Annotated in this window: 11 protein-coding genes; 9 read left to right on the top strand and 2 right to left on the bottom strand. The window is 73.8% G+C overall.

From position 1 onward, the window contains the following. The first annotated feature begins 22 nt into the window (after window positions 1-22). The 9 genes from nagB to ACP7CD_RS09335 all read left to right on the top strand — a co-directional run bounded on the left by nagB (window position 23) and on the right by ACP7CD_RS09335 (window position 9,633). The gene (gene nagB, locus ACP7CD_RS09375; RefSeq protein WP_031283062.1) at window positions 23-811 is read left to right on the top strand and encodes a glucosamine-6-phosphate deaminase; all 789 of its coding nucleotides are present in this window, start codon (window positions 23-25) and stop codon (window positions 809-811) included. Next, window positions 808-1,794, top strand: a complete 987-nt coding sequence (locus ACP7CD_RS09370; RefSeq protein ID WP_426120055.1) for a family 43 glycosylhydrolase — start codon at window positions 808-810, stop codon at window positions 1,792-1,794. Before nagB ends, ACP7CD_RS09370 begins: the two co-directional genes overlap by 4 nt. Then, window positions 1,791-2,678 carry an endonuclease/exonuclease/phosphatase family protein gene (locus tag ACP7CD_RS09365; RefSeq protein ID WP_426120054.1) on the top strand — a complete coding sequence of 296 codons (888 nt, stop codon included), beginning with the start codon at window positions 1,791-1,793 and terminating at the stop codon, window positions 2,676-2,678. The genes ACP7CD_RS09370 and ACP7CD_RS09365 overlap by 4 nt, the downstream gene beginning before the upstream one ends. Before the next feature lie 47 nt (window positions 2,679-2,725). Continuing rightward, the gene (gene nagA / locus ACP7CD_RS09360; RefSeq protein WP_426120053.1) at window positions 2,726-3,955 is read left to right on the top strand and encodes an N-acetylglucosamine-6-phosphate deacetylase; all 1,230 of its coding nucleotides are present in this window, start codon (window positions 2,726-2,728) and stop codon (window positions 3,953-3,955) included. A 179-nt stretch (window positions 3,956-4,134) separates the two neighbouring features. After that, window positions 4,135-4,920, top strand: a complete 786-nt coding sequence (locus tag ACP7CD_RS09355) for a VOC family protein (RefSeq protein WP_017833571.1) — start codon at window positions 4,135-4,137, stop codon at window positions 4,918-4,920. A 134-nt stretch (window positions 4,921-5,054) separates the two neighbouring features. Further along, a complete protein-coding gene (locus ACP7CD_RS09350) occupies window positions 5,055-6,761 on the top strand; it encodes a carbon starvation CstA family protein (RefSeq protein ID WP_017833570.1) in 1,707 nt (568 codons plus the stop codon). Between the two features lie 4 nt (window positions 6,762-6,765). Beyond that, on the top strand, window positions 6,766-7,041 hold the full coding sequence (locus ACP7CD_RS09345) for a cory-CC-star protein (RefSeq protein ID WP_017833569.1): 276 nt from the start codon (window positions 6,766-6,768) through the stop codon (window positions 7,039-7,041). Then, a complete protein-coding gene (locus ACP7CD_RS09340) occupies window positions 7,032-8,057 on the top strand; it encodes an ArsA family ATPase (RefSeq protein WP_426120052.1) in 1,026 nt (341 codons plus the stop codon). The genes ACP7CD_RS09345 and ACP7CD_RS09340 overlap by 10 nt, the downstream gene beginning before the upstream one ends. A 13-nt stretch (window positions 8,058-8,070) precedes the next feature. After that, window positions 8,071-9,633 carry a molybdopterin-dependent oxidoreductase gene (locus ACP7CD_RS09335; RefSeq protein WP_426120051.1) on the top strand — a complete coding sequence of 521 codons (1,563 nt, stop codon included), beginning with the start codon at window positions 8,071-8,073 and terminating at the stop codon, window positions 9,631-9,633. Between the two features lie 38 nt (window positions 9,634-9,671). Here ACP7CD_RS09335 and ACP7CD_RS09330 read toward each other — a convergent pair whose 3' ends face one another. Then, window positions 9,672-10,733, bottom strand: coding sequence for a LacI family DNA-binding transcriptional regulator (locus ACP7CD_RS09330; RefSeq protein ID WP_251355582.1), 1,062 nt, complete (start codon window positions 10,731-10,733; stop codon window positions 9,672-9,674). Next, window positions 10,694-12,421, bottom strand: a complete 1,728-nt coding sequence (locus tag ACP7CD_RS09325; protein WP_017833565.1) for a glycoside hydrolase family 13 protein — start codon at window positions 12,419-12,421, stop codon at window positions 10,694-10,696. Before ACP7CD_RS09325 ends, ACP7CD_RS09330 begins: the two co-directional genes overlap by 40 nt. Window positions 12,422-12,611: the final 190 nt, after the last annotated feature.

Below are 12,611 nucleotides of genomic sequence, written 5' to 3'. Positions count from 1 at the left end.
CCCGTCGTCCGGAAGGACCCCCATGCAAGTGCTCGTCCTGCCCACGGCCGGCGACGTCGACGCGCGCGCGGCGGACCTCGTCGCCGAGCAGGTCTCGCGCCGGCCGGACACCGTGCTGGGCGTGGCCACGGGCTCGTCCCCCCTGGGGGCCTACCGGGAGCTCGCCCGCCGCCAGGCCCACGGTCTGCTGGACCTCACGCGGCTCCGCTGCTTCGCCCTCGACGAGTACGTCGGGCTGCCCTCCGGGCACCCGGCCGGCTACGCCGCCGTCCTGGAGCGCGAGCTCGCCCGGCCCTTCGGCCTGCCCCCTTCCCGGGTGCAGGTCCCGGACGGCTCCCGGGGCGACCTCGGAGCGGCCTGCCGCGACTACGAGGAGGCCGTCGCCCGCGCCGGCGGCATCGACCTCCAGATCCTGGGCATCGGCGCCAACGGCCACATCGGCTTCAACGAACCGGGGTCCTCGCTGTCCTCCCGCACCCGGGTCAAGGCACTGTCCGCGCGGACCCGTGCCGACAACGCCCGGTTCTTCGAGGCCCCCGACCACGTCCCCACCCACTGCGTGACCCAGGGGCTGGGCACGATCCTCGACGCCCGCCGGGTGCTGCTCGTCGCCCAGGGCGAGCGCAAGGCCGCCGCGGTGGCCGCAGCCGTGGAGGGGCCCGTGTCCGCGATGTGCCCGGCGTCCGTCCTGCAGTTCCACCGGGCGGTCACGGTCGTGGTGGACGAGGCGGCGGCGAGCCGGCTCGTCCTGACCGACTACTACCGGTTCGTGGCCGAGGCCGAGCACCGGCTGCCCCGGGAGGAGGGATGACGTTCCGCCTCGCGGACCACTGGGTCTGGGACAGCTGGCTGGCCGACGACGGACAGGACTACCACCTGTTCTTCCTGCGGGCCAGCCGCGCCCTGCGGGACCCCGACCGGCGTCACCGCCGGGCCTCGATCGGGCACGCCGTCTCGTCCGACCTGGAGAACTGGACCCTCCTGCCGGACGCCCTCGTGGCCGGCGACGAACCGTCGTGGGACGACATGGCGACCTGGACGGGCAGCACCGTCCAGGGCCACGACGGCCGCTGGCACCTCTTCTACACCGGTGTCAGCCGCGCCGAGGACGGGCTGCGGCAGCGCATCGGATCGGCCGTCTCGGACGACCTGATCAGCTGGGAGCGCACCGGTGCGGGCCCGCTCGAGGCGGACCCCCGCTGGTACGAGAAGCTCGGGGAGGGCACGTGGCCGGACGAGGCGTGGCGGGACCCCTTCGTCTTCTACGACGACGACAGCCGGCAGTGGCAGATGCTCGTGACGGCACGGGCCGCCACGGGGGAGCCGGACGCCCGCGGCGTGGTCGGCCACGCCGTGAGCGACGACCTGGAGCACTGGATGGTCCGCCCCCCGCTGACCGCGCCCGCCGGCTTCGGGGAGATGGAGGTCGTCCAGTCCCAGGTCGTGGACGGGACCGCAGTGCTCATCTTCTCCTGCCTCCCGCGGCTGGCGCCCGGCATCCCGTTCGCGGAGACGAGCACCGGGACCTGGATCGCCCCCGGCGCCGGCCGGCTCGGGCCGTGGGAGCTCGAACGGAGCTCCAGCTTCTTCGTGCCCGGCGTCTACGCCGCCCAGCTGGTCCGCAGGCGCGACGGCCAGTGGGTCGTCTTCGGCTTCCAGAACGGGGTGGACGGCAGCTTCGTCGGCGAGATCGCGAGCCCGGTGCCCCTGGCGGACCTGCTGACGGAGGGGCGGCTCTTCCCCGTCCACGAACGACCACCCATCCCCACCCCCTGCACAAGGAGCACCTCATGATGAAGAAGCTGATGGCCGTGGGATCCGCGGCCGCCCTGCTCGTGACCGCCGGCGCGCTCGGCGCGTCCCCCGCCGCGGCGGCCCCGGGCCACGGCCCGGACCGCAGCACCGACCTCCGCGTCATGTCCTTCAACATCCACCACGGCGCGGACGGGGACGACGTGCTGGACCTCGAGCGCACCGCCGCCGTGATCGAGGCGTCGGGCGCGGAGGTGATCGGGCTGCAGGAGGTCGACGACGCCTGGTCCTCGCGCAGCGACTTCGAGGACCAGGCGGCCCGCCTCGCGGAGCTCCTGGACATGCACTACGTCTACGGCGCGAACCTGGACGCAGCGCCCGCCGAGGGGCGGACCGAGAACAGTCGGTACGGCAATGCGATCCTCAGCGAGCACCCGATCATCGACTCCGAGAACCATCTGCTGACCAGCATCGAGTACGCGGAGCAGCCCACCGAGCAGCGCGGTCTGCTGGAGGCGGTGATCAACGTGAAGGGTCACCACGTCGGGTTCTACAGCACCCACCTCGACCACCAGCGCGCCGAGCAGCGCGAGCTGCAGGCCCGGGAGATCCTGCAGATCACCGGCGAGAGCTCGCGTCCGGCGGTGGTCGTCGGGGACCTCAACGCCGAACCCGACGCCCCGGAGCTGCAGGGCCTGTTCGAGGTGTTCACGGACGTCTTCGCGGCCCTGGGCCAGGACGACGCCTACACCTTCGCTCCCGACGGCGCCCCGGGCGAGGACGCCGGCCTGCGGATCGACTACGTCCTCGTGTCCGAGGACGTGCGGCCGCGGGCCGCGCACGTGGTGCGCACCTCCGCGTCGGACCACCTGCCGATCGTCGCCGACCTCGCGATCCCGCGGTCCCCGAACGGGCTGGTCCGGTAGCCCCCCGCCGGTTCGACGTCCCGCACCACCGGAAGGAGGAGAGGCCCTTGGTCACCGAGGACTCCCCGCGCAGGACGGTCCTCTCGGGCCGCGTGCACACGGGGCGCACCGAGCACCCGGACGGTCTCGTGGTCGTCGAGGGCGATCGTATTCTCCACGCCGGCCCGCGGTCCGGCCACCCCGGCGGCGACCCGGGGGAGCACCACGTCCTGGGCCCCGGACAGATGGTGCTGCCGGGGCTCGTGGACGTGCACTGCCACGGTGGTTTCGGCGCGGACTTCTCCTCCTCGGAGGAGGAGGAGATCCGCGCCACCCTGGAGCACTTCCACCGCCAGGGCACCACGACGCTCGTGGCCAGCCTGGTCACGGCCTCGCGGGAGGACCTGCTGGGCGCCGTGCTGCTGCTGGCGGCGCTCACCGGGGAGGGGCTGATTGCCGGGATCCACCTCGAGGGCCCGTTCCTGTCCACGGCCCGGTGCGGGGCGCAGGACCCCGCGTGGATGCTGGAACCGGACCTCGGGCTGGCCGCCGACCTCGTCGCCGCCGCGGCGGGGACGCTCCGGACGATGACCTTCGCCCCGGAGCTGCCCGGTTCCCGGGACCTGGCCGAGCTGCTCGTCGCCCACGGCGTGGTCCCCTCCCTCGGGCACACCGACGCGGACACCGCGACCGTCGACGACGCGCTGCGCCACCTGCAGGGCCTGCTCCGCGACGCCCCCGGGGACGGCCCGCCCCGCTCGCCCACGGTGACGCACCTGTTCAACGCCATGCCCGCCATCCACCACCGGTCGCCCGGGCCGGTGCCGGCCTGCCTGCGCGCCGCGGCGCAGGGCCGGGCCGTCGTCGAGCTCATCGCGGACGGCACCCACCTGGATCCCGGCATCGTGCGGTGGGCGTTCGAGCTGGCCGGCGCGGACAGCATCGCGCTGGTCACCGACGGGATGGCCGCGACCGGGCTGACGGACGGCACCTACACGCTCGGTGCGGCGGAGGTGCGGGTGCAGGACGGGGTGGCCTCCCTGGTCTCTAACGGCTCGATCGCCGGAGGCACGGCCACGATGCTGGAGGTCCTGCGCCGGACGGTCGCGGCGGGTGTCCCCCTCGGGGACGCGCTGCGCTCGGCCACCGTGGTCCCGGCCCGCGTCCTGGGCCTGGCCGGGGAGGCCGGGAGCCTGACGGCGGGCGCGCTCGCGGACCTCCTGGTCGTGGGGGAGGACCTCCGGCTGGAGGCCGTCATGCGCCGGGGCGAGTGGATCTCCGGGGACCCACCCCGCTGAGTCGGCCCCGGCGGCGCCGAGGTCGCAGCCGACGGCCACGCAGCCGGGCGCGGTGGCCGTCGGCTGCGACCTCGCGGGGCAGGGGCGGGGCGCGGGCGCAGGTGGGTAACGATCCCCCGGGCGGCTCCTGTGGGCCCCGGGGGAGCGGCGTACCCTGGCCGTGTCGGAAGGAGCCCGTCATGACACAGCGCAACGAAGCGTGGCCCGCCGGAACCCCCTGCTGGGCCGATCTGACCGCGTCCGATCCGGTCCGCACGCAGGACTTCTACCGTGCGGTGCTCGGCTGGGAGTACGGCGAGCCGCGGCCGGAGCACGGCGGGTACCGCAACGCCCTGGTCGGCGGGAGGCCCGTGGCCGGGCTCTCCCCGGCGGCCCCGGACCTGACGGGCGTCCCGCACGTGTGGCAGGTCTACCTTGCCTCGGACCGGATCGACCTCTGCGCCGAGCGGGTCCTCGCCGCCGGCGGCACCCAGCTGATGGAGCCGGTGGAGGTGGGCGGGGCCGGCCGGATGGGCGTCTGGCAGGATCCCACCGGGGCGTCCTTCGGGATGTGGCAGGCCGGGGAGCACATCGGCTTCGCCGTGCTCGACGTGCCCGGCAGCGTCGCCTGGTGCGACCTCATGACCCCCGACCACCACACCGCCCGCGACTTCTACGCGCACGTCTTCGGCTACCACTACGAGGACATCGGCGAGGACGGCGTCGCCTACGCCACGTTCACGGTGCCGCACGGGGACCGCCCGGCCGGCGGCATCGGCGGGACCGACCCCGCGGCGGAGAACGCTCCCGCGGTCTGGTCGGTCTGCTTCCAGGTCGACGACGTCGACGCGGCCGTCCAGCGGGTGCGCGACGCCGGCGGAGCGGTCATGGAGGACCCCTTCGACTTCGCGTACGGGCGGCTGGCGGTCGTGGCCGGCCCGGACCGGGAGTCCTTCGCGATCATGACCCCGGGGGAGCCGATGTAGGTCGTCGGCGCGCCCCGCTCCGCCCCCTGCGGGACCGTGGCGGAGCGTGCGCGGGCGGTCCGTGATCCCGGTCACCCGGCGGTAGCATGGTGATCCAGCGGACATCCACCCACCTCCCCAGAGATCGGAGCGACATGAACTCGATCGTCCTCGCCGTGGTCGGTGTGGCCATGATGATCCTCGGGTACATCCTGTACTCGAAGTTCGTGGCCCGCCGGATCTACCAGCTCCAGGACTCCTTCGTCACCCCCGCCCACGAGCTCAGCGACGGCGTGGACTACGTCCCCACCAACAAGTACGTGCTGTGGGGCCACCACTTCACCTCCGTGGCCGGTGCGGCGCCCATCGTGGGCCCCGCCATCGCCGTCATCTGGGGCTGGGTGCCCGCCTTCCTCTGGGTGACCCTCGGCACCGTCTTCTTCGCCGGCGTGCACGACCTCGGCGCCCTGTGGGCGTCCAACCGGCACCGTGGCAAGTCCATCGGCTCGCTCTCCGGGCAGTACATCGGCCACCGCGGCCGCAACCTGTTCCTGGTCGTGATCTTCCTCGTGCTGCTCATGGTCAACGCCGCGTTCGCCGTGGTGATCTCCAACCTGCTGGTCGGCACCCCCACCTCGGTCATCCCCACGTGGGGCGCCATCGTGGTCGCGCTGCTCATCGGCCAGGCGGTCTACCGCTACAAGTGGAACCTCGCCGTCGTGTCCGTGGTCGGCGTCGTGGCGCTCTACGCCCTCATCCTGCTCGGCGACCGCTTCCCGGTGGTCCTGCCGGAGACGGTCCTGGGCCTGCCGGCCAACGCGTTCTGGATCGTGGTGCTCTTCGTCTACGCGGGCATCGCGTCCGTGCTGCCCGTGTGGATGCTGCTGCAGCCGCGCGACTACATCAACGGCCTCCAGCTGTTCATCGCCCTGGGCATCCTCTACGGCGCCGTCCTGATCTCCGCCCCGACCGTGGTGGCGCCCGCGTTCAACACCTCCGTGCCCGAGGGCACGCCGAGCATCGTGCCGCTGCTGTTCGTGACCATCGCCTGCGGCGCGATCTCCGGGTTCCACGGGATCGTGGCCTCGGGCACGTCCTCCAAGCAGCTGGACAAGGAGACGGACGCCCGCTTCGTCGGCTACTTCGGCGCCGTGGGCGAGGGCCTGCTGGCACTCGGCGCGATCATCGCGACCACCGCCGGGTTCCGCACCCTCGCCGACTGGGAGGCCGTGTACAGCGCGTTCGGCCAGGGCGGCGTGGCCGCGTTCGTCCAGGGCGGCGCCTCGGTCGTCAACTCCGGGCTGGGCATCCCGCCGTCGCTGAGCGCGACCATCCTCGCCACGATGGCCGTGCTCTTCGCGGCCACCACGATGGACACCGGCATCCGCCTGCAGCGCTTCGTGGTGCAGGAGGCCGGGCACATCATGGGCGTCAGCATCGGCAAGGTGGTCTCCACCCTCATCGTCCTCGCGGTGGCCATGGGGCTGACCTTCAGCGCCGGCGCGGACGGCTCCGGCGGCATGCTGATCTGGCCGCTGTTCGGCACCTCCAACCAGCTGCTGGCCGGTCTGACGCTGTCGATGATCGCGGTGATCCTGCTGCGCAAGGGCCGCCCGGTCCTGCCCGTGCTGGTGCCGCTGGTGTTCCTGCTGGTGATGTCCGTCTACGCGCTGATCGTGCAGCTGGGGCAGTTCTGGGCCGCCGAGAACTGGTTCCTGCTCGTGCTCGACGTAATCATCCTGATCGCGGCCCTGTGGGTCATCGTGGAGTCCGTGGCCGCCATGAACGCGGCCCGGAAGAGCCCGCCCGAGCTGGACGAGGAGACCGTCAGCACCTCGGCCGGGGAGAACCGCTCCCTGTGAGCCGGTGAGGGCCCTCGACCGGCTGCGCTCCGTGCAGGCCCGCCTCGGTGCGGGCCTGCACGAGTTCTACGTGGCGCCCTACCGTCGCACCTTCGCCCGCGCCCAGCGCGACGAGGAGGACCTGTTCATGATGCTGGTCCTCTCCGAGGCCCTGGGCGTGCCCAACCCCGTCAGCTACTACACCGTGGAGCTGCTGCCCGTGGTCTACGACCGGTTCCACGACTGGCACCGGCGGATGGGCATGGAGCGCTCGCCCCTGGAGCACATCTCATGCTGCTAGAGCTCGCCGCCGCCCGCCGGGTCCTGTTCGTGGGCGGCAAGGGCGGTGTCGGCAAGACCGCCGTCGCCTCCGCCACCGCCCTCGCCCAGGCCCGCGCCGGCCGCCGGGTGCTCGTCGTCTCGACCGACCCGGCCCACAACCTCGGGCACCTGTGGGAGCGCCCGGTGGGTGACCGGATCACCCCGCTGGCCCGCGATCTCGGCGGCGGCGCCCTCGACGGCATCGAGGTGGACCCGGTCGCCACGACCGACGCCCACCTCGCCGCCGTGGGCGCCACCATCCGCCGGCTGATGCCCGAGCACCTCGCCGCCGAGGTCGACAAGCACATGGAGCTCGCCCGGGACTCGCCCGGCACCCACGAATCGGCGGTGCTCGAGCGGATCGCGGAGCTCGTGGACACGGGCCTGGACGACTACGACCTCATCGTCTTCGACACCGCACCCTCCGGGCACACCGCCCGGCTCATGGCCCTGCCCGAGATCATGTCCGCCTGGACCGAGGGGCTGCTGCGGCGCCGCGGGAGGGCGGAGAAGTTCGGGGCCGCCCTGCGCGGCCTCGAGGACCGGGACGCCGCGAGCGAGAGCATCGTGGGCACCGGCCGGCCCCGGGACCCCCGCGAGGAGCGGGACCTCGAGATCCGGCGGATCCTGCTGCGCCGCCGCGAGCGCTTCGAGGCCCTGCGCGAGGTGCTGGTGGACGCCGAGCGCTGCAGCTTCGTCATCGTCCTCGCGGCCGAACGGCTGCCCGTCCTCGAGACCGTGGAGCTGCACGAGCAGCTGGTCCGCGCCGGCGTGCACGTGGGGGCCCTCGTGGTCAACAAGCGCTCCCCGGCGGACGCCGGGGACTTCCTCGCCGAGCGCCGCGCGCTGGAGGAGGTGCACGTCGCCACCCTGCGCGGCGCCCTCCCGGGCGTCCCGCTGCTGCAGGTCCCCCTGCTGCCGGGGGACGTCGTGGGCCAGGAGGCGCTCGAGCGGTTCGGGGACGCCCTCGCCCAGGCGGATCTCAGGGCCACGTGACACGCTGACGCGCATGACCTCCACCGCGGACCGTCCGGACACCGGGCGACGACGACGGGCCCCCGTCGACCTCGGCCCCTGGATCCTCGCGGGCGTCGCCGCGACCGCGCTCGCCGTGGGCCTGGCCGAGCTGCTCGCCTGGGTGACCGGGCCGGTCGGCGCGCCCCTCACGGCGGTGGGCGGGGTGATCGTGGACGCGGTCCCGGCGCCGGTCAAGGACGCGGCGATCGCCCTGTTCGGCACCGCGGACAAGCTCGTGCTGCTGCTCGTCATGGCCGCCGGGCTCGTGGCGGTCGGCACGGGCATCGGGGCGGCCCAGCGCGCCAACCCGCCGATGGGCACGGTGCTGCTCGGCGTGCTGGGGCTCCTCGGGCTGCTGGCGGTGCTGACGCGGGCGGGGCCGACCGTGGCGGACACGGTCCCCGTCGTCGTCGGCACGGGGGCAGGGGCGCTCTTCCTGACGGTGCTCACCCGCCGCACCGCTCCGTCCGCACAGCCCGGCGCCGCCCTCGACCGCCGCGGCTTCGTCCGGGTCTCCGCGGCCGCCGCCGTGCTGGGCGCCGCCGCCGGTGTCGCGGGACGCTGGGCGGCCGCGGCCGCGGCCCGGGTCCCCGCCGCCCGGGACCTGCTGCGGATCCCCGCCCCGGCCGTGCGGGACCCGGTCCCCGCCGGGGCCGACCTCGGCGTGGCGGACGTGGAGCCCTGGCTCACGCCCGCCGACGACTTCTACCGCATCGACACGGCCCTGTCCGTGCCGCGCATCGACGTGGACGCGTGGGAGCTGCGCATCCACGGCATGGTGGAGCGCGAGCTGACGCTGCGTTTCGACGACCTCACGGCCCGGCCGCTCCTCGAGCGGATCGTGACGCTGGCGTGCGTGTCCAACCCCGTGGGCGGCGACCTCGTGGGCAACGCGGTGTGGACCGGCGTGCCGATCCGGGACCTGCTCGCCGAGGCCGGGCCCTCCGCCGAGGCCGACATGGTGCTCTCGACCTCCGAGGACGGGTTCACGGCGAGCACCCCGCTCGAGGCCCTGACCGACCCCGGCCGGGACTCCCTGCTCGCGGTGACCATGAACGGGGAGCCGCTGCCGTTCGAGCACGGGTACCCCGTGCGGATGGTCGTGCCGGGGCTCTACGGCTACGTCTCGGCGACCAAGTGGGTCGTGGACCTCGAGGTCACCCGCTTCGACCGGGCGGAGGCGTACTGGACCTCGCGCGGCTGGACGGCCCGGGGACCGATCAAGATGTCCTCCCGCATCGAGGTGCCGGCCGAGGGCGGGCGCACGGAGGCCGGGCCCGCGGTCCTCGCCGGCACGGCCTGGGCCCAGCACACCGGGATCGCCGCCGTACAGGTCAGCGTGGACGAGGGGCCGTGGCAGGACGCCGAGCTGGGCTCCGTGGGCACGGACGACACCTGGCGGCAGTGGGTCCTGCGCGCCGATCTCCCGGACGGCCGGCACACCGCGCGGGTGCGGGCCGTGGACCGGGACGGGACCGTCCAGACCGCCGAGCAGGCCCCGCCCGCCCCGGACGGCGCCTCCGGGTGGCACGAGCGGACCTTCACGGTGGCCTGACCGGCCCGTCCTGCGCTCCCTCCGCGCCGACCGCCGGGTCAGGGGCGGTCGGAGGCCGGGGCCGGGCCGGTGGAGGAGCGGGCGACGAAGTGGGCCGGGAAGAGCTCGTTCGACGGTTCGCGGCTCCCTCCGGCGAGGTGCTCGAGGAGCCGCTCCACAGCGCGGGTGCCCTGCTGCCGGGCGTGCTGGTCCAGGGTCGTCAGGCCGAAGGCCTCCCCGATCGGGTGGGCGTCGACGCCGATGACGGACAGGTCCCCGGGCACGGTGAGTCCGAGGTCCCGCGCCGCCAGGATCGTCCCGGCCGCCATCTCGTCGGACGAGGCGAAGATGGCGGTCGGGCGGTCGGCGGGGTCCGCCAGGAGGTTCTTGGCCTGCTGGTACGCGTCGGTGAACGTGTAGTCCGCGATGAGCGACCACGCGGGTTCCACGGCCAGCCCGGCGTCCGCCATCGCCTGCTCCCAGCCGTCCCGGCGGTCGCTGGACATGGGGAAGTAGCGCCTGCCCTCCTCGGCCCCGCCGAGGTGCGCGATCCGCCGGTGGCCCAGCCCGATGAGGTGCTGCGTCGCGCGGCGCCCGACGTCGAGGTCGTCGATGCTGATGGTCGGCGCCCCCACCAGGGGCCCCCCGACCCCGACGAGGGGGATGCCGGCGGCGAACATCTGCTCCGTCTCCGCCGGGTCCAGGTGCAGGGACACCGCCACGGCCGCGTCCAGGCGCTTGCGCAGCAGGAAGTCGGTCAGCACGGTCTCCCGGTAGCGGTCCCCCTCGAAGTTGTAGAGGGTCAGGTCGTACCCGGCCTCCATGAGCGCGCCGGCCACTCCTTCGAGGACGGTGGAGAAGTACCACCGGTCGACGTGGGGGAGGACCACCCCGATGTTGCGGCTCCGGCCGCTCGCCAGGCTCGAGGCGTGGTAGGACACGACGAAGCCCAGCTCCTGCGCCGCCTCGCGGACCCGGGCCCGGGCGCGGGGCGAGACGTGCCCCTTGCCGCTGAGCGCGCGGGAGACGGTCGCGGTGGACACGCCCGCCCGCGCGGCGACGTCCTGGAGCCGGGGTGGGTTCATCGTCCGGTCGTGCCGGGGTCCTCCGTCTGCAGCCATGCGCACTCCTCCGGGTCCAGGATATGCGGCGCGGAGGCCGGGGACCCGCTGCGGAGCAGGACCGGCAGGTCCGGCAGCTCGACCGGGGCGGAGCCCGTGTTCAGCAGCACCAGGACGCCGTTGTTGACGAGCCCGAGACAGTCCGGGCCCGTGAGGTCCTCCGCCCACGCGAGCGAGCCCGAGCCGAGCCCGTGCTCGCGCCGCAGCGCCAGCGCGGAGCGGTAGAGGGACAGCGTGGACGCCGGGTCGTGGCGCTGCGCCTCGCGCGAGAGCTCCGCCCAGCCCTGGGGCTGCGGGAGCCAGGCCTCGCCCGTGGCGCTGTAGCCCAGGGACGCCCCGGTGCTGGTCCAGGGCAGCGGCACCCGGCAGCCGTCACGGCCGAGCCGGCTCCCGCCGGTCCGGTGGTAGGTCGGGTCCTGGCGGACGTCGTGGGGGAGGGTCGTGTGGTCCGGCAGGCCCAGCTCCTCCCCCTGGTACAGGTACACGCCGCCCGGCAGGCCGAGCATGAGCAGGGACGCGGCACGTGCCCGCCGCGTGCCCAGCACGTGGTCCGGCTGCTCGTCCTCGGGCCCGCGGCCGTCACCCGGGCGCGGGGAGTCCGCGGTCAGCGCCAGGCGGGTCGGGTGCCGCACGACGTCGTGGTTGGACAGCACCCAGGTGGTGGGGGCCCCGACCGCGTCGAACGCCTCGAGGGAGGAGGTGATGATCCGGCGCAGCTCCGCGGCGTCCCACGGCGCCGCCAGGTAGGAGAAGTTGAACGTCTGGTGCATCTGGTCGGGGCGCACCCAGTCGGCCAGGCGGTCCAGCGGGTCCACGCTCGCCTCGGCGCAGAGGATCCGCTCGCCGTCGTACTCCGCGAGCACCTCGCGCCAGCGCCGGTAGATGTCGTGGATCTGCGGCTGCCCGAACATCGGGGCGTCGGTGAACGGGTAGCCCGGGATGCTCCCCCCGTCGGCCCGCCCGTCCCAGTCCGGGAGGCCCTCCGCCTTGATGAGCGCGTGCGCCACGTCCACCCGGAAGCCGGCGACGCCGCGGTCGAGCCAGAAGCACAGCACCCGCTCGAACTCCTGGCGGACCAGCTCGTTGTCCCAGTTGAAGTCGGGCTGCGACGAGTCGAACAGGTGGAGGTACCACTGGCCGGGCTGCCCGTCGGACTCGGTCACCCGGGTCCAGGCCGGGCCCCCGAAGTGGGACTGCCAGTTGTTGGGGGGCAGCTGCCCGGACGCGCCGCGGCCGTCCCGGAAGACGAACAGGTCGCGCTCCGGGGCGTCGGGACCCGCCGCGAGGGCCTGCCGGAACAGGACGTGCTCCTGCGAGCAGTGGTTGGGCACGAGGTCGATGATCACCCGGATCGACAGGGCGTCCGCGGCCGAGACCAGTGCGTCGAAGTCCGCGAGGGTGCCGAAGGAGGGGTCGACGTCGCAGTAGTCGCTCACGTCGTAGCCGCCGTCGAGCTGCGGGGAGGGATAGAAGGGGGAGAGCCAGATCGCGTCGATGTCCAGCTCCGCCAGCTGTCCCAGCTCGGCGGTGATGCCGGCGAGGTCGCCGACACCGTCCCCGTCGAGGTCCCGGAACGAGCGGGGATACACCTGGTAGATCACCGAGGAGCGCCACCACTTCGGCTCCTGGTCGCGGTCGTGGACGGGTGTGAGGCGCAGGGACTGCAGCGCACCGTAGGTCGTGGACATGCGGTCCATCGTAGAGCGGATCCCCACAGACTGGAAGCGCTATCACATCGAGTGCATTGGCAAGGCGGGTGCTGTATCGGGTGTGGACAGCCGTGGTGGTAACGCTTACAGTAGTGAGCCAACTCACCTCCCGGGTGAAGCCCCCGGCGGCAGCAGCCCCACCGACCCGCACCACCCCCGCAGACCGACG

Origin of the sequence: Kocuria sp. LHG3120 (assembly GCF_049897445.1) — a bacterium.
Taxonomy (GTDB): Bacteria; Actinomycetota; Actinomycetes; order Actinomycetales; family Micrococcaceae; genus Kocuria; species Kocuria rosea.
This window is presented reverse-complemented; position numbering and strand designations above follow the sequence as displayed.

Excerpts from the sequence above, each read along its gene's own strand:
- ACP7CD_RS09350 (WP_017833570.1), top strand. The coding sequence starts at position 5,055 with ATGAACTCGATCGTCCTCGCCGTGGTCGGTGTGGCCATGATGATCCTC.
- ACP7CD_RS09325 (WP_017833565.1), bottom strand. The coding sequence starts at position 12,421 with ATGTCCACGACCTACGGTGCGCTGCAGTCCCTGCGCCTCACACCCGTC.
- ACP7CD_RS09340 (WP_426120052.1), top strand. The coding sequence starts at position 7,032 with ATGCTGCTAGAGCTCGCCGCCGCCCGCCGGGTCCTGTTCGTGGGCGGC.
- ACP7CD_RS09355 (WP_017833571.1), top strand. The coding sequence starts at position 4,135 with ATGACACAGCGCAACGAAGCGTGGCCCGCCGGAACCCCCTGCTGGGCC.
- ACP7CD_RS09370 (WP_426120055.1), top strand. The coding sequence starts at position 808 with ATGACGTTCCGCCTCGCGGACCACTGGGTCTGGGACAGCTGGCTGGCC.
- nagB (WP_031283062.1), top strand. The coding sequence starts at position 23 with ATGCAAGTGCTCGTCCTGCCCACGGCCGGCGACGTCGACGCGCGCGCG.
- ACP7CD_RS09330 (WP_251355582.1), bottom strand. The coding sequence starts at position 10,733 with ATGGCTGCAGACGGAGGACCCCGGCACGACCGGACGATGAACCCACCC.
- ACP7CD_RS09335 (WP_426120051.1), top strand. The coding sequence starts at position 8,071 with ATGACCTCCACCGCGGACCGTCCGGACACCGGGCGACGACGACGGGCC.
- ACP7CD_RS09365 (WP_426120054.1), top strand. The coding sequence starts at position 1,791 with ATGATGAAGAAGCTGATGGCCGTGGGATCCGCGGCCGCCCTGCTCGTG.